The organism is Arthrobacter sp. Hb9-2 (genome assembly GCF_059091165.1).
In genome coordinates, this window is record NZ_JBNHGJ010000007.1 from 35639 (window position 1) to 51421 (window position 15783).

Annotated in this window: 15 protein-coding genes; 3 read left to right on the top strand and 12 right to left on the bottom strand. The window is 65.1% G+C overall.

Features of this window, described 5'->3' with window-relative positions:
• Positions 1-4 precede the first annotated feature (4 nt).
• The 7 genes from AC5RV1_RS06205 to AC5RV1_RS06235 all read right to left on the bottom strand — a co-directional run bounded on the left by AC5RV1_RS06205 (position 5) and on the right by AC5RV1_RS06235 (position 10651).
• Positions 5-982 carry an aldo/keto reductase gene (locus AC5RV1_RS06205; RefSeq protein WP_493993900.1) on the bottom strand — a complete coding sequence of 326 codons (978 nt, stop codon included), beginning with the start codon at positions 980-982 and terminating at the stop codon, positions 5-7.
• A gap of 8 nt (positions 983-990) precedes the next feature.
• A complete protein-coding gene (locus tag AC5RV1_RS06210) occupies positions 991-1551 on the bottom strand; it encodes a hypothetical protein (RefSeq protein WP_493948722.1) in 561 nt (186 codons plus the stop codon).
• On the bottom strand, positions 1548-2165 hold the full coding sequence (locus tag AC5RV1_RS06215; RefSeq protein ID WP_493993901.1) for a DUF402 domain-containing protein: 618 nt from the start codon (positions 2163-2165) through the stop codon (positions 1548-1550). The genes AC5RV1_RS06210 and AC5RV1_RS06215 overlap by 4 nt, the downstream gene beginning before the upstream one ends.
• Positions 2162-4135, bottom strand: a complete 1974-nt coding sequence (gene dxs / locus AC5RV1_RS06220) for a 1-deoxy-D-xylulose-5-phosphate synthase (RefSeq protein ID WP_493948724.1) — start codon at positions 4133-4135, stop codon at positions 2162-2164. Before dxs ends, AC5RV1_RS06215 begins: the two co-directional genes overlap by 4 nt.
• Before the next feature lie 142 nt (positions 4136-4277).
• Entirely contained in the window at positions 4278-7103 is a 2826-nt protein-coding gene (locus AC5RV1_RS06225) for an aconitate hydratase (protein WP_493993902.1), read from the bottom strand.
• Between the two features lie 165 nt (positions 7104-7268).
• Complete coding sequence (locus AC5RV1_RS06230; RefSeq protein WP_493993903.1) at positions 7269-8678, bottom strand: class I SAM-dependent RNA methyltransferase; 1410 nt, start codon at positions 8676-8678, stop codon at positions 7269-7271.
• The gene (locus AC5RV1_RS06235; RefSeq protein ID WP_493948727.1) at positions 8675-10651 is read right to left on the bottom strand and encodes an APC family permease; all 1977 of its coding nucleotides are present in this window, start codon (positions 10649-10651) and stop codon (positions 8675-8677) included. Before AC5RV1_RS06235 ends, AC5RV1_RS06230 begins: the two co-directional genes overlap by 4 nt.
• Positions 10652-10771: 120 nt before the next feature.
• On the opposite strand from AC5RV1_RS06235, the gene AC5RV1_RS06240 reads away from it, so the two are divergent.
• Together AC5RV1_RS06240 and AC5RV1_RS06245 are read left to right on the top strand one after the other, a co-directional pair.
• Positions 10772-11446 (top strand): potassium channel family protein, encoded by a 675-nt coding sequence (locus AC5RV1_RS06240; RefSeq protein ID WP_163163158.1) that lies wholly within the window; start codon positions 10772-10774, stop codon positions 11444-11446.
• On the top strand, positions 11443-12186 hold the full coding sequence (locus AC5RV1_RS06245) for a potassium channel family protein (protein WP_493993904.1): 744 nt from the start codon (positions 11443-11445) through the stop codon (positions 12184-12186). The genes AC5RV1_RS06240 and AC5RV1_RS06245 overlap by 4 nt, the downstream gene beginning before the upstream one ends.
• Positions 12187-12190: 4 nt before the next feature.
• Here AC5RV1_RS06245 and AC5RV1_RS06250 read toward each other — a convergent pair whose 3' ends face one another.
• From AC5RV1_RS06250 to dut, 4 genes are all read right to left on the bottom strand, one after another.
• Positions 12191-13000, bottom strand: a complete 810-nt coding sequence (locus AC5RV1_RS06250; protein ID WP_493993905.1) for a DUF3159 domain-containing protein — start codon at positions 12998-13000, stop codon at positions 12191-12193.
• Positions 12997-13359 carry a single stranded DNA-binding domain-containing protein gene (locus tag AC5RV1_RS06255; protein WP_493993906.1) on the bottom strand — a complete coding sequence of 121 codons (363 nt, stop codon included), beginning with the start codon at positions 13357-13359 and terminating at the stop codon, positions 12997-12999. The genes AC5RV1_RS06250 and AC5RV1_RS06255 overlap by 4 nt, the downstream gene beginning before the upstream one ends.
• Positions 13352-14065, bottom strand: coding sequence for a DUF3710 domain-containing protein (locus AC5RV1_RS06260; protein ID WP_493993907.1), 714 nt, complete (start codon positions 14063-14065; stop codon positions 13352-13354). The genes AC5RV1_RS06255 and AC5RV1_RS06260 overlap by 8 nt, the downstream gene beginning before the upstream one ends.
• A 123-nt stretch (positions 14066-14188) precedes the next feature.
• A complete protein-coding gene (gene dut, locus AC5RV1_RS06265; RefSeq protein ID WP_493993908.1) occupies positions 14189-14731 on the bottom strand; it encodes a dUTP diphosphatase in 543 nt (180 codons plus the stop codon).
• A gap of 138 nt (positions 14732-14869) precedes the next feature.
• Here dut and AC5RV1_RS06270 point away from each other — a divergent pair, with 138 nt between their 5' ends.
• On the top strand, positions 14870-15358 hold the full coding sequence (locus AC5RV1_RS06270) for a DUF3093 domain-containing protein (protein ID WP_493993909.1): 489 nt from the start codon (positions 14870-14872) through the stop codon (positions 15356-15358).
• Positions 15359-15458: 100 nt separating this feature from the next.
• On the opposite strand, the gene AC5RV1_RS06275 is transcribed toward AC5RV1_RS06270, so the two are convergent.
• On the bottom strand, positions 15459-15758 hold the full coding sequence (locus AC5RV1_RS06275; protein WP_163163146.1) for a DUF4193 domain-containing protein: 300 nt from the start codon (positions 15756-15758) through the stop codon (positions 15459-15461).
• Positions 15759-15783 lie beyond the last annotated feature (25 nt).

Here is a 15783-nt window from a genome sequence, read left to right on the forward strand (position 1 = left end):
GGTCCTAGAACAGAGCTACCTTCGGGGCGGCAGGGAAAATACTGTCCAGCTCGGCGAGGTCCTTTTCCGTGGGAAGCCAGTCCGCTGATTCCGCGTTCTGCCGGACCTGTTCGGGCCTTGTGGCGCCCGCGATGACGCTGGCCACGGCCGGCTGTGCTGCCAGCCAGGAGAACGCAACCTGGATCTCGGTCAGTCCGCGTTCCCTGGCAAAGCTGCTGAAGCTGTCCAACTGGTCCCAGTCGGCGTCGTGGACCAAATGTGTGCGGGTGTGGCTCAGCCGGGAGCCGTCCGGGGCGTGGCCGGGCGCGTACTTGCCGGTCAACAGGCCATTGGCGAGGGGGAAATACGGCAGGACGCCCAGTCCGAACTCCGCTGCGGCCGGCGTTACCTCAAGCTCGGCCCTGCGGTCCAGGAGGTTGTAGTGGTTCTGGGTGGAGATGAAGCGGGCGCTACCCATTTCGCGGGCCACGTACTCCGCCTGCGCGATCTGCCAGCCGGCCCGGTTGGAGTGTCCGATGTAGCGGACCTTGCCGCTGGTGACCAGGGCATCCAGGGCGGACAGGGTTTCGTCGATGGGAGTGAGCGGATCCGGGGTGTGGAACTGGTAAAGGTCAATCCAGTCGGTGCCCAGCCTCCGCAGCGAGGCCTCCACCGCCTGGATGATGTAGCGGCGCGAGCCACGGGCACCGAAGTCCGGGCCGCTGGCCCCCTTCATGTCCATGCCAAACTTGGTGGCCACGACGACCTCGGCCCGCCTGGTGCCGAGGGCCTTGCCGAGCATCGTTTCGCTGAGGCCAGGCTCCCGGCCGTAGGTGTCGGCGACGTCGAACAGGGTGATCCCGGCATCCACCGCCGCGCGGACCACCGCGTCCGTGGCCCCCTGCGTCTCGGTGGCAGTGTTCGCACGGCCCAGGTTGTTGCAGCCCAGCCCGACGGTGGAGACGGTGAGGCCGGACTTTCCGACGCGGCGGTAGGTGGTCACATACGCTCCTAGAGGCTGAAGGTGTTGGCGGGCTTGGCCGAGTGCTTGAGCTTGAAGTTTTGCGGATCGCTGTAGGGCGCTGCGCCGATGCTGAGCTTGGTGAAGTCCAGGTCCTCGCCGCGGCTGCAGACCTTGATGGCGGCGACTGCCTTGTTGACGTCCGGGCAGAGACAAAAGATGTTGAGTTTGTAGTCAGTGAATTCAGAGCGTTCCACCGTGCCGAGTCCACGCCAGGCGAGATGGCTGATCAGCGCGTCCGTTGCCTTTTCTTCGAGGTAGCGGTCCCTGTCGGTGCCCTCCCGGGTTTTCAGCGCGAACTGGGCCACAACCCAGAACTGTTCCTCGTCCGGAATTTCCGCGTAGCCGTCCTCAGCGCACTGGACTGCAAATGCGTCCAAAAGGCCCTCGGCTGCCTCCGGGTCCGGTACGTCGGTCTCCTCGGTTTTGCTCTGGTGCCCCACAGCCCCGTAATTCATCACGAACTGGTTGTAATCCTCATCGAACCAGGCCTCCCGGAAATGGAGGGTGCCCTCTTCGTCGCGTTTGTAGACCCTTACAATGCCGCTCATGACCGTCCCTTTGTAAACCATTCGACGTCGGTGCCGTCGAAGGGTGCCTGCTGTGCCTCGACGGCCTGGTAAAGCTGGTCCGCGCAGGCCTCGAGTGTTTCCACCAGGGCTGCGGGGTAATCCATGGACACGCGGTGTTCGGCGAACTCGTCCTCGTCGTCGATGAACACGCCGCGGCCTGTTGTCCGGACCACGTCCAGGTCCATGTCGATCACGTGGAACTCCGTGACGCCCGGCCGGATCCGGTGCCATTCGTGTGCCACGGCCAGGTCGATGTAGATCCGTACACCGCCGGGGTGGGCGTCGTCATAGAACGTGGCCACCCAGTCGCCTTCGCGCGGGACCAGGAGGACGGCGTCGGACCTGGTGTAGAAGGCGGCACCGGGACGGGAGCAGAATTCGTTGGTTCCCTGGAAGATCCACCAGCCGTGGCGGTCCTCGCCCAGGTAGCGCCCGGGGACAACCCAGTGCGCCTTGCCGTTCCATTTCCGGTTCCGGGCGACCACCAGCTGGCCGGGCTCAAGGTGCCGCGGTTCGCGGCTTGGTCCGGCCTGGTCCTCAGCTTCCGGCTCGGCCACCACACCCGGATACTTCAGTAGGTCCTCGCCCCTCACAGGATCGGAAGGCTGCCGGTGGTGGGGTGCTGCTGGCCTGGCAGGGGACGCGCAAAGGGGACCTTTGTCCCGAGAACCTGGGCAACGACGTCGTGCGTTATCTGCTGGGCAGTCAGGCCCACACGTTCCAGGACCTGGCTGCGGGTGCCGTGGTCCAGGAACTCAACCGGCAGGCCCACCTCGTTCAGGGCGGTGTCCACGCCGGCTGCACGCATCTCCTGGCGGATCCGTGAACCCACGCCGCCGGCACGCACGCCGTCCTCGATGCAGATGACCAGGCGGTGGTGCGATGCCAGCGCGATGATGGACCGCGGAACGGGAAGAACCCAGCGCGGGTCCACCACCGTGGTGCTGATGCCCTGCGCGCCAAGCCGGTTGGCTACGTCGAGGGCGAGCTCGGACATGGCGCCCACGGAGATGATCAGGACGTCATTCTCCGTGGAACCGCTGGGCCTGCGGGACAGGATGTCCACGCCGTCGCTGAGGCGTTCCAGCGCTTCGACTTCGGCGCCGACGGATCCCTTGGAGAAGCGGACCACTGTGGGAGCGTCGCTGATTGCCACGGCTTCGCGGAGTTCCTCGCGCAGCCTGCTCGCGTCACGGGGTGCGGCCAAGTGGAGGCCCGGGACAATCTGGACCATGGACATGTCCCACATGCCGTGGTGGCTGGCGCCGTCCGGCCCGGTGACGCCTGCGCGGTCCAGGACGATAGTGACGCCGGCCTTGTGCAGGGCAACGTCCATCAGGAGCTGGTCGAAGGCCCGGTTCAGGAAGGTGGCGTAGACGGCAACCACGGGGTGCAGGCCACCGAAGGCCATACCGGCCGCGGAGGTCAGGGCGTGCTGTTCGGCGATGCCGACGTCGATCACCCGGTCCGGGTGCCGGGCCGCGAACTTGTGCAGGCCCACGGGAATGAGCATGGCGCCGGTGATGCCGACGACGTCCTTCCGCTCATCGGCGATCGCAGCGATCTCGTCAGCGAAAACGGAGGTCCAGGACTGGGCCCCGGCGGTGCCGGTGGGTTCCCCGGTTTCGGGGTCGATGATGCCCACAGCGTGGAACTGGTCCGCCTCATGCGCGCGCGCCGGAGCGTAGCCGTGGCCCTTTTCGGTCATGGCATGCACGATCACGGGCCCTGCGTAGTGCTTTGCCGTGGCCAGTGCGTGCTCCATGGCCTCGAGATTGTGGCCGTCCACCGGGCCGATGTACTTCATGCCGAGGTCTTCGAACATGCCTTGCGGCGCCCACCAGTCCTTGATGCCCTTCTTCATGGCATGCAGGCTCTTGTAGGTGAACTGGCCCGCTGGGCCCCCGTCCTGGAGCTTCTTCTTCCACCAGTCCAAGGCGCGTTCGTACGCCGGCGTGGTGCGGAAGGAATCAATGGTGGGGCGCAGGGACGCGAGGTAGTCGGCAAAGCCACCCACTGTGGGGGCGTAAGAGCGGCCGTTGTCATTCACTACGATGACCACGCGGCGCCGCTTGTCCGCGGCGATGTTGTTGATCGCTTCCCAGGCCATGCCCCCGGTGAGGGCACCGTCTCCGACGACGGCAACGACATGCCGGTCGCCTTCACCGGTGAGCTGGCGGGCGCGGGAGATACCGTCGGCCCAGGACAGCGACGATGAGGCGTGCGAGCTTTCCACGATGTCGTGCTCGGATTCGGCACGGGACGGGTAGCCGGAGATGCCGCCCTCCTGGCGCAGGGTGCTGAAATCCTGGCGGCCGGTCAGCAGCTTGTGGACATACGACTGGTGGCCGGTGTCAAAAACGATGCTGTCGCGGGGCGAGTCGAAGATGCGGTGCACGGCAAGCGTCAGTTCCACCACGCCCAGGTTGGGACCGAGGTGCCCGCCCGTCTGGGAGACGTTCGTGATCAGGAAATCCCTGACCTCCGAAGCCAGCTGTTTCAGCTGTTCTTCGGACAACTCGTTCAGGTCCTGCGGATTCCGGATGGTGTCCAAGATTCCCAATGACCCCTCCTTCGGGTGGTAGACGTGCCGTTTAACTCTAACGCCTCGGTCCGCAGGACCAGACGCACCAGCAAAGCCGAAGCCCCGGCTGGTCGGTGACCGGCCGGGGCTTCGGAAGGTGGTGCCTGCTAAGCAGTTACCGCTAGTTCGCGGAGATCTGGCGCAGCACGTACTGCAGGATGCCGCCGTTGCGGTAGTAATCCGCTTCACCCGGGGTATCGATACGCAGGACGGCGTCGAACGACGTCGTGTTGCCGTCCTCGCCAGTTGCGGTGACCTTGAGCGTCTTCGGCGTGGTGCCCTCGTTCAGGGCGGTCACGCCCTCAACCGAGAACGTCTCCGTGCCGGACAGGCCCAGGGTGGCAGCGGATTCGCCGGCCGGGAACTGCAGCGGCAGGACGCCCATGCCGATGAGGTTGGAGCGGTGGATGCGCTCGTAGCTCTCGGCGATGACAGCTTTGACGCCCAGCAGGGCGGTACCCTTGGCAGCCCAGTCACGGGAGGAACCGGAACCGTATTCCTTGCCTGCCAGGACCACCAGCGGGGTGCCGGCTGCCTGGTAGTTCTGCGCGGCATCGTAGACGTAGGCCTGCGGGCCGCCTTCCTGGGTGAAGTCGCGGGTGAAGCCACCTTCGACGCCGTCCAGGATCTGGTTCTTGATGCGGATGTTGGCGAACGTTCCGCGGATCATGACCTCGTGGTTGCCACGGCGGGAACCGTAGGAGTTGAAATCCTTGCGCTCCACGCCGTTGGCCAGCAGGTACTGGCCGGCAGGGGTGTCGGACTTGAAGGAACCGGCCGGGGAGATGTGGTCGGTGGTGACCGAATCGCCCAGCTTCAGGAGCACGCGGGCGCCCGTGATGTCCTTGACCGGCTCAGGCTGTGCCTGCATGCCCTCGAAGTACGGAGGCTTCCGGACGTAGGTGGAGTTCGGATCCCACGCGAAGGTGTCACCGGCGGGCGTGTCGAGCGCCTTCCAGCGGTCGTCACCCTCGAAGACGCCCTCGTAGCCCTTGGCGAACATTTCCTTGTCGATCGAGGAATCGATGACCTGCTGGACCTCAACCGGGTTCGGCCAGATGTCCTTAAGGAAGACATCGTTGCCGGCCTGGTCCTGGCCCAGCGCGTCGGTTTCAAAGTCGAAGTCCATGGAACCCGCCAGGGCGTAGGCGATGACCAGCGGCGGGGAGGCCAGGTAGTTCATCTTGACGTCCGGGTTGATGCGGCCTTCGAAGTTGCGGTTGCCCGAGAGGACAGCCGCGACGGCGAGGTCGTTCGCCTGGATGGCTTCCGACACTTCGGCTTCCAGCGGGCCGGAGTTGCCGATGCAGGTGGCGCAGCCGTAGCCCACGATGTAGAAGCCGAGCTTCTCCAGGTAGGGGGTCAGGCCGGACTTCTCGTAGTAGTCCGTTACAACCTTGGAGCCCGGTGCAACAGAGGTCTTGACCCACGGCTTGGACGTGAGGCCCTTGTCGACGGCGTTGCGGGCCAGGACCGCGGCGGCCAGCATGACCGACGGGTTGGACGTGTTGGTGCAGGACGTGATGGATGCGATGGTGACTGCACCGTGGTCCAGCTCGAACTCGCGGCCGTCAGCCATCTTGACCGGAACGGGCTGGGAGATGCGGCCCGCTCCCCCGTGGCCTGCCGAGTACTTCGGGGGCTCCCGGTCTGTGTCGGAGATGTGCGTGGTTCCGGCGGTGAAGGAAGGCGAGTCGGAGGCCGGGAAGGTCTCCTCAAGCGATTCGTCCAGGGTACCGGCGTCGGCCTCGTGCGAGACGTAGTTCTTCAGGTCGTGCCGGAACTCGTCCTTGGCCTCGGTCAGTTCGATCCGGTCCTGCGGGCGCTTGGGGCCGGCGATGGACGGAACAACCGTGGACAGGTCCAGTTCGAGGTACTCGGAGAACTTGATCTCGCGGGAAGGATCGTGCCAGAGGCCCTGTTCCTTGGCGTAAGCCTCAACAAGGGCCACGTTCTGGTCTGAGCGGCCGGTGAGGCGCAGGTAGTCCAGGGTGACGTCGTCGATCGGGAACATTGCAGCCGTGGAACCGAATTCCGGGCTCATGTTGCCGATGGTGGCGCGGTTGGCGAGCGGCACAGCGGCCACGCCTTCGCCGTAGAACTCCACGAACTTGCCCACGACGCCGTGCTTGCGGAGCTGTTCGGTGATGGTGAGCACCACGTCGGTTGCGGTGGCGCCGGCAGGGATGGATCCGGTCAGCTTGAAGCCCACAACGCGCGGGATCAGCATTGAGACGGGCTGTCCCAGCATCGCGGCCTCGGCTTCGATGCCGCCGACGCCCCAGCCGAGCACACCCAGGCCGTTGACCATGGTGGTGTGTGAGTCGGTGCCAACGCAGGTGTCCGGGTAGGCGCGCAGGGCGCCGTCAACCTCGCGGGTCATCACGGTGCGGGCCAGGTACTCGATGTTGACCTGGTGCACGATGCCGGTTCCCGGGGGAACCACCTTGAAGTCATCGAACGCCGTCTGGCCCCAACGCAGGAACTGGTAACGCTCCCCGTTGCGCTGGTATTCGATCTCCATGTTGCGCTCCAGCGCGCCGGAGTTGCCGAAGGCATCGATCTGGACCGAGTGGTCGATCACCATCTCTGCCGGTGCCAGGGGGTTCACCCGCTTGGGGTCGCCGCCCAGTTCCTTGACCGCTTCACGCATGGTCGCCAGGTCAACCACGCAGGGAACGCCGGTGAAGTCCTGCATGATCACGCGGGCTGGCGTGAACTGGATTTCTGTATCGGGCTGGGCGTTGGGATCCCAGCCTGCCAAGGCGCGGACGTGATCGGCAGTGATGTTCGCGCCGTCCTCGGTCCTCAACAGGTTTTCAAGCAATACCTTGAGGCTGAACGGAAGGTTTTCTGAACCTTCAACGGAGTTCAACCGGAAAATTTCATAATCGGTTCCGGCTACATTAAGTTTGCCTTTTGAACCGAAGCTGTCCACAGTGCTCATCGCAGGACTCCTCTCGCAACAGTTTCATCTTTGTCGCGCGGTTGACCGCCTGCTAGTTAGGAGGCCCTAATTAGTGCGGGGCCTGAAAATTGCACACGGCCGGCCGTGATTACGGAGCGCGACGTGGGACTACTACCGCCATAGTAGTCGATCCCGGTTCCGGTATCAGGGACCTGGAGTCAGCAGCGCAACTGTCTCCAGGTGGTGGGTGTGGGGGTAAAGGTCGAAGGCCCGAAGGCCTGCAAGCTCCCAACCTGCCTGCCGGAAGTAACCCACATCCCGCGCGAACGACGCCGGATCACACGACACGTAGGCAATGGCGCGCGGGCGCGCCGCAACCAGCTGGTTCACCACGGCCTTTCCTGCGCCGGCCCGGGGCGGATCCAGGATCAGGGCGTCGAAGTCCCGCGGTTTCTGGCGCAGGACCCGCTCGACGCGGCCCTGGACAATCTCCACCTGGGGTGCCGCGTGCAGGTTCTTCCGCGCGTCCCGGCTAGTTCCGGGAGCGCCCTCCACAGAGAGGACGGAACCCGTCTCCCCCACCGCATCGGCCAGGACGGCAGTGAAGAGGCCGGCTCCCGCGTAAAGGTCGGCCACCACCGCGCCGGGGTGGAGAAAGCCGCCGCCCTGCAGGAATTCTGTGACAGCCCCCACAAGGGTCCCGGGCGCGTCGCGGTGGATCTGCCAGAACCCGGCGCCGGTCACGCGGTACTCGTGGCCTGCGGCGGATTCCTGCACCCACAACCGGCCCCGCACCTGCTGCACCTCCTCGGTGGTGGGGTCGAAGGAGGCAACGGAAACGTCAGCCGGAAGCTGGGCCGCAATCGCGCTCAGGCGTTTGGGCCTGGTTCCCTCGGCCGCTGCCAGCAGCACCAAAGGCCGCGAACCATTCGCCGGTGCGGCCACCTCGACGCGGTCAACGCCCTGCAGGTCGAGGTCCCACAGGCCAAGGTTGTTGATGGCGTCGATGGCCAGCGGCATCTCATGGATGGGGATGATGTGCCCCGACCGGTGCGCATGCATACCGAGCTTGCCGCCGGGGGTGACCGAAAAACTTGCCCGCGTCCGCCAGCGGAGGCCGTCGCGGCCGGCGCCTGTTGCCTCGGCCCCTGCATCCGGCGCCGGGGTGGGGCGGCCCACGGCTTCCACCGATCCGTCCCAGCCGTCCGGGAGCTGTTCGACGCCGGCGAGCCGCTTGAGCTGTTCAGCAAGCACGTCTGCCTTGAGGCTGCGTTGGCGGGCCAGGGTGATGTGGCCGAACTCCGCACCGCCGACAGGCGGACGTCCGTGGCTCCAGGCGCGGCGCGAATCTGCAGGGCGCCAGAAGTGGTCCACGCGGTCCGGTGAGGCTTCGAGCACCTCAACAACGTCGGCGCGCCAGAACTTGGCCTTGTCGTCGGCGTCCGTCAGCCGCGCCCGCACTTTTTCGCCCGGGATGGCATGCCGGACAAAAATGACGCGGCCTTCGTGCCTGGCGACGCAATGGCCGCCGTGAGCCACCGGTCCGACGTCGAGCACTACTTCCGTGCCCGCTTCTCCGGTCAGTGCCGGCTGGGTTTGTGTCTTTGCAATCATTGGATGTCCTGCAGGTTCTTTGCTTCTTCGGATGATTTCAGCTGCCAGGGAACGCTGGCGACCATAACGCCTGGTTCGAAGTGGAGCCGGGTCTTGATGCGCAGTGCGGTCTGGTTATGGACGAGTTGTTCCCACCACTTGCCCACGACGTATTCGGGGATGTAGACCACGATCAGGTCCCGCGGGGAGTCACGCCGCATCTGCTTGACGTACTCCATGATGGGGGTGACTGTCTCGCGGTAGGGGCTGGCCAGCACAGTCAGCGGCACGGGAATGTCAAGCTTCTCCCAGTCGGCTACCGTGCCTGCGGTTTCTTCGGGGTCGATGTCCACCGTCACCGCATCCAGCCTTGACGGCCGGGACGCCCGCGCGTAGGCCAGGGCCCGGAGAACGGGCTTGCGAACATGCGACACCAGCAGCACGGCATGCACCCGGGTGGGCAGTGCACGCGGGGACGAGTCCTCATCCACCGCCAGTTCCCTGGCCACGTTGTCGTAGTGGGCCCTGATGCTCCACATGATGAGGAAGAGGACGAACATGGCAAGCAGGGCAAGCCAGGCGCCCTGCTCGAATTTGGTGACCAGGACGATGACCAGGACCAGGGCGGTCATGCCGAAGCCGATGCTGTTGATGGCGCGGGACTTGAACATCCGCCGTCGGACGCCTTTGTCCCTGGCCAGCTTAAGCTGGCGGCCCCAGTGCCGGATCATTCCCAGCTGGCTGGCCGTGAACGAGATGAAGACGCCCACGATGTACAGCTGGATGAGCTTGGTGACGTCCGCGTTGAAAGCGAGGACGAGCACCAGCGCGCCTGCGGCGAGGGCGAGGACGCCGTTGCTGAAGGCCAGCCTGTCGCCCCTGGTGCGCAGCTGGCGCGGAAGGTAGCCGTCCTGGGCGAGGATGGAGCCGAGCACCGGAAAGCCGTTGAAGGCGGTATTCGCGGCAAACACCAGGATGATGCCGGTGGCGGCCACCACAATGTAGAACGGGACGGATCCGGGGCCGAAGATGGTCTGGGCGATCTGGCTGATGGCAGGGGTCTGGATGTAGCCCTCAGGAAGCGGACTGCCGTTCAGCAGGAACTCGGTGGCGGGGTCAAGCACGATGTGGACCTTGGTGGCGTTGGCCAGGTACATGATGCCTGCGAGCATGGATGCGCCGATCACGCCCAGGAGCAGCAGCGTGGTGGCCGCATTCTTGCTTTTCGGCGGCTTGAAATTCGGCACGCCGTTGCTGATTGCTTCCACACCGGTGAGTGCCGCGGCGCCGGACGAGAAGGCACGCAGCAGGAGGAAGGCGCCTGCGAGCCCCACCAGTCCTTCGTCGAAGCCGGGCGCCGGAACAATGGTGAATGCCGCGGAGGGTGCTTCCCCCAGTTGCCCGGTGGCCGCCTGGAAAATGCCCACCGCCGTCATGCCCAGGATGGATGCCATGAAGATGTAGGTGGGTACGGCGAACACGCTGCCGGCTTCTCTGACGCCGCGCAGGTTCACCAGCGCAAGGATCACCACACCGATCGTGGCGATCAGGGCCTGCTGACCGTGAAGGGCCGGGATGGCCGTGGTGACATAGGAGGCCGCCGAGGACATTGAGACCGCCACAGTCAGGACGTAGTCCACCAGCAGGGCCGATGCCACGGTGAGGCCGGCGTACTTCCCCAGGTTTTCGCCGGCGATCTCATAATCCCCGCCGCCGGAAGGGTACGCGTGGACGTTCTGCCGGTAGGAGGCTACGACCGTCAGCAGGACCACCATGACGGCCAGTCCCACCCAGGGGGAAAACGCCACTGCGCTGACACCTGCCAGCGCCAGGGTGAGCAGGATCTCATCGGGCGCGTACGCAACGGAGGACAGTGCGTCGGATGCGTAGACCGGAAGTGCGATCCGCTTGGGAAGCAGCGTATGGGCCATCCGGTCGTTCCGGAACGGCCTGCCCACGAGCACGCGCTTCGCGGCGTTCAATATTGTCAGCACTCCACAAAGCTAGTCTGATTCCCGGGCTGTGTCATGACAGCCTGTGGACAGCCGGATCCGGGACGCTGACGGTAGAGTTCTAGCGGCAGGACCGTGGGGAAAGATACAGAGGAGATACTGGTGGCGCATTTCGTGATCATGGGATGTGGCCGGGTGGGGGCGACGTTGGCGCATACGCTCGAAGACGCCGGGCACTCCGTAGCCATCATTGACCAGGACGACCGCGCTTTCCGCAGGCTCCGCCAGGGTTTCACCGGGCGCAAGGTAACCGGGGTCGGTTTCGACCGGGACACTTTGAAGCAGGCCGGCGTGGCCGACGCGTACGCCTTTGCCGCGGTCTCGAGCGGCGACAATTCCAACATCCTGGCCACCAGGGTTGCCCGGGAGACGTTCCACGTGCCGCACGTCGTGGCCCGGATCTACGATCCCGGCCGGGCCGAGATCTACCAGCGCCTGGGGATTCCCACGGTGGCGGCGGTCCGCTGGAGCGCGGACCAGGTGCTGCGCCGCATCCTTCCGGAACAGCACCTGGCCGGTGACTTCCGGGAGCCTTCCGGACGCCTGGTGCTCGCCGAGCTTGACCTCGACGCCGGCTGGATCGGCCACCGGATCAGCAGCATCGAAAAAGCGGCGAACATCCGCATTGCCTATCTCACCCGGTTCGGCGAAGGATTATTGCCCGACGCCGGTACCGCGTTCCAGGACGGCGATACCGTGCACGCAATGCTGCAGGTTGACCGCAGCGCCCAGGTGGCCCAGATCCTGGCCAAAGCCCCCGCCAAGGAGTTTCAGTGAAAGTCGTGATCGTGGGGGCCGGCAGTGTCGGTTCGTCCATCGCCAGGGAATTGCTGGCGCACAAGCATGAAATCCTCCTGATCGACCTGAAGCCGGAGGTTATTGGACGGAGCGGACTCCGCGGCGCCCATTGGTTGGTCGGCGACGCGTGCGAGCTGAGCACGCTGCAGGGCGCCAGGGTTGAGGACGCGGACGTGGTGGTATCGGCCACCGGTGATGACAAGGTGAACCTTGTTGTTTCGTTGCTGGCCAAGACCGAATTTGGCGTTGGCCGAACCGTGGGCCGGGTCAACAATCCAAAGAACGACTGGATGTTCAACGATTCCTGGGGCGTGGACGTCGCGGTCAACACGCCGCAGCTGATGACGGCCCTGGTGGAGGAAGCTGTGGAGATCGGCGACCTTGTCCGGCTCCTCACCCTCCAAACGGGTGTGTCCTCGCTGGTGGAGTTCACCGTTCCGCATGATTCACACGTGATCGGGCGGACCGTAGGGGACATCCGCTGGCCGGAGGACTCCACGCTGGTAGCCATCCTTCGGGACCACGCCCCGATTACGCCCAGCCGGGACGACGTGATTGACGGCGGTGACGAACTGTTTTTCGTCACCACTATCGCCGCCGAGGACGAGCTGCGGGGACTACTCTCCCCCGAATCCTTTGAAGCTCCGCAGCCCAGGCCTGCGGAAGACGCGGGGCACCTGGAGCAGCAAGGCCCCGAGGACGACGGGTTCGACGGGTAGGCGGCTAGCCTTTCGCAGGCGCGCCGTCCGCCGCCTCGTCAACCGGGGCCGGCTTGGTGACGAGCCATGCGATCCAAATTCCCAGGATGTACAGGGGCGCACCCATAAGGAGCCTGGTGGTGGCCAGCGCCGCAAACCCTTCCGGTCCCATGAGGTAGAGGGGAACCTGCACCACAAGCCTGAGCACCAGGACTGCCACGATGATCCAGGTGCCCAGCCGGTACGCCTTGAGCCGGGCCGGGTCCTTGCGCCAGTCCAGGCCCTCGTTGCGGATGAACCCGAAGAGCAAACCGGCCACCGGCCACTTTACGAGGATCGAAATCACCATTGCCACGATGTAAGCCGCATTGGTGAAGAAGCCCGGCAGGTAGAAGTCCTCGGCTTTTCCGGTGGTGTTGGCGAGCCAGGCGGAGATGCCCACACCCACGACGCCGGCCAGCGCCTGTGTCAGGGGACGCCGCTGCACCAGCCTGACCACAGTGAACACTGCGGCGATAGCCAGCGCAGCCACGAGCGAGATTGTGAGGTCCTGGGTGATGGTGTACGTCACGAGGAACAGCAGTCCCGGAAGGATGCTTTCGGCAATGCCCTGGACACCGCCGGCGCTGCGCAGCACATCCACCCGGCCGTCATGGGTCCGGTGCAGCCCTGCTTTTGCGGCGTAGTCTGCAGCGAGGCCAGCTACAGGGGAGGGTTCCTGGCCCACACCGTCCGGCAGCTTGTCCTGGTCAACGCCTTTCGGACCGGTGCCCTGAGGGGCTGCGCCGTTCGGACCTGTTGCACCGGAGGACGGGTTGGGCTCAGACGCAGTCATTCGTTCTCCTGGCGGGACAGTATTTCGTAGCGTGGATTGAACATGGTGGGCAGCCCGTCGACACGGGACAGCATCCCTTTGAGCCGCACTTCGGTGCCGGCGTCGATGCCCGGCACGCGCCGCCGCCCCAGCCACACCACACGAAGCCGCCCCCGGGGACTGGCCGCGGCCCCGGCTTCCGCGTCGCGGGGATCGGCGTCAGAGACCATGGCGCTGAAGGCCGCCGTCTGGTCCGCCGGAACATAGGTCACGGATTCGATGCGGCCCCGGCAGACCACACGGCCTTTGTCCGGCAGCCGGCTGAGTGGAACATCGTCGCTTCCGTTCAGCGGAGCTCCCCCGGGCGCGTTGTCAGCCAATCTGTGTAATTTCAGGACCACGTTCAGGTTCCTGAAGTGCGGGGGCAGCAGGCGGTGGCGTGGTGGTGGCGTCCTTGGGCAGCCGGAGCTGCAGCAGGTCGCGCGGCGGCATGGGGCTGTCGCCACGGATCACAACCACCTGGCGGAACAGCGCTTCGAGGGGTTCGGCCGCAGGGCGTTCCAGTGCCGCGGGTCCACCCAGTACGCCGCGCAGGAACCAGCGGGGGCCGTCCACTCCAATAAAGCGTGCCACCCGGTAGCCCTGGCTGCCGTCCGGCAGTCCGGCGGGCAGCTTGGCCACGAGTTCGGTTCCGAACGTGCCTTCGACCTCCTCGACCTGTCCGCCCTGGACTCCCACGGACTGGCCGATCTGCTCGCGGATTTCGTCCCAGAGCCCCTCGCTTTTGGGTGCTGCGAAGGCCTGGAGCTGGAGGCTGGAGCCGTTGAGGTCCAGGGTGACCGCGACGACGCGCTGCGTGGCCTCTTCCACTTCGAGCCGGAGCTGGAGTCCCTCGCTGGGGGTGATCAGGAGCGCGCCCAAGTCAACATAGCCATCGCGGCTGCTAATTTCAGATTCGTCGAAAGGGCCGTTCGAGCGGCTTCCGGAACTGTCCACTGCCTCTTCCGCAGTCTCTGCCTCAGCGGACAATTCGTCCGGTTCGGCTGCTTGTTCCTTCTTGGCTTTCCTGCCGAGCCCAAAGACCATTGGGGTTTCTCCTTATGTGTGAAGTTTTGCCGGTCCGGCCCGTGGGGGTCCCGCCGTCGTGCTCTGTTGCCGTCCGGCGTGCAAGCGCCGGCACGGCAGAACGGGTGAGGGAAGAGATAAGGGTCAGGCTTCCGGCAGGTTGAAGCCGCCGGTGGAGCCGAAACCTCCAGTGCCACGTACCGATTCGCTCAATTCGTTGACGAGGATGAACTGCGCGTACTCCACGCGCTGAATTACCATCTGCGCAATTCTATCGCCGCGGGCCAGTTCGATGCTTTGCTTCGCATCCGTGTTCAGGAGGGTGACAGCGATCTCGCCGCGGTAGCCGGCGTCCACGGTTCCAGGTGCGTTCACGATGGTAAGCCCGTGCTTCGTGGCCAGGCCCGAACGGGGATGGATCAGTGCGACGAAGCCTTCAGGAAGGGCGATGGCCACTCCCGTTGGGACCAGCTTCCGCTCCCCCGGCTGGAGTACAACGTCCACGCGGGCACGAAGGTCAGCGCCGGCGTCGCCCGGGTGGGCATAGGACGGGGCCTCCAGGTCCGGATCCAGCATCTTCAGCTGGACCTGCAGGGTGGGAGCACTTGAAGCCACGGCGGGCGCAGCGGTGCCGGCTGCGGTGGCTTCAACGTGGAAAGTATCTACTGTGGCGGGATGATCAGTCACAGTCACTCACTCTAACCCGCGCCCCCAAATCAGTCCTAGGGCAAGCTCCCGGTAGCGGCAGCGCCGGGGAACGGGATGCGGCACAGGAGCGCTTCCACCCAAGATGAAATAGCTGGACAAAGATGGAAAGCTGGGCATATGCCCGAATCAAGCTCCTCTGCGCCCGTTCCCCCGAAACCGTCTACCGGGGCTGCGGTGATCTATAGGGAGAAGCTCTGGCCCAACGTATGGATCTGGATCATTGCTGCGGGTGTGGCAGGAGCGGGCATCCTGGTATTTGCGCCCATCAGCACAGCAGCAGGTTTCACGGCCGCCGGGGTGCTGTTCGCCATCATGGCTGTTCTCCTGATCCTGTCCACCCCGGCCATCGTGGTCACGGACGACTCCCTGTCGGTTGGCCGGGCCACCATCGAGCGCAGGTTCGTGGGTGCCGTTGAGGCGTTCCGTGGTCCGGAAGCAACAGCCGAACGCGGGACCCGGCTGAACGCCCTGGCCTACCTCTGCATCCGCGGGTGGATCGATCCCGTGGTCAGGATCGAAATTACGGATCCCGCGGACCAGACCCCATACTGGCTGACCTCCACGCGGCACCCGGATGAAGTGACTGCGGCGCTGTCACGCCGGTGACCCGCCCGCCCGCCAGGCCGCATGTCGCCGTCGTGATAAATCCACCTCGGCTTGCCGGCTCACTCGACTTGCTGGCTGCTGCTTTTATCCTGCTCAGGGATCAGCCTTCGCACTCCTTGCAGTAGAAGCGCCCATCCTTTTCGCGGGCGATTTGGGAGCGGTGCCGAACAAGGAAGCAGGAAGAACAAGTGAACTCATCTGCCTGGGCGGGAACCACCTGAACCGTCAGTTCTTCGCCGGAAAGGTCTGCGCCGGGCAGCTCGTAGCCGGCGGCAAGATCGCTTTCGTCCTCGTCCACCACCGCAACGGGCTTGTCAGAGCGCCGGGTCTTCAGCTCTTCGATGGAATCCTCTCCGAGCTCTTCCTCAGATTTGCGCGGCGCATCGTAATCGGTGGCCATGGTCGCCGTATCCCTCTTCCTTTTG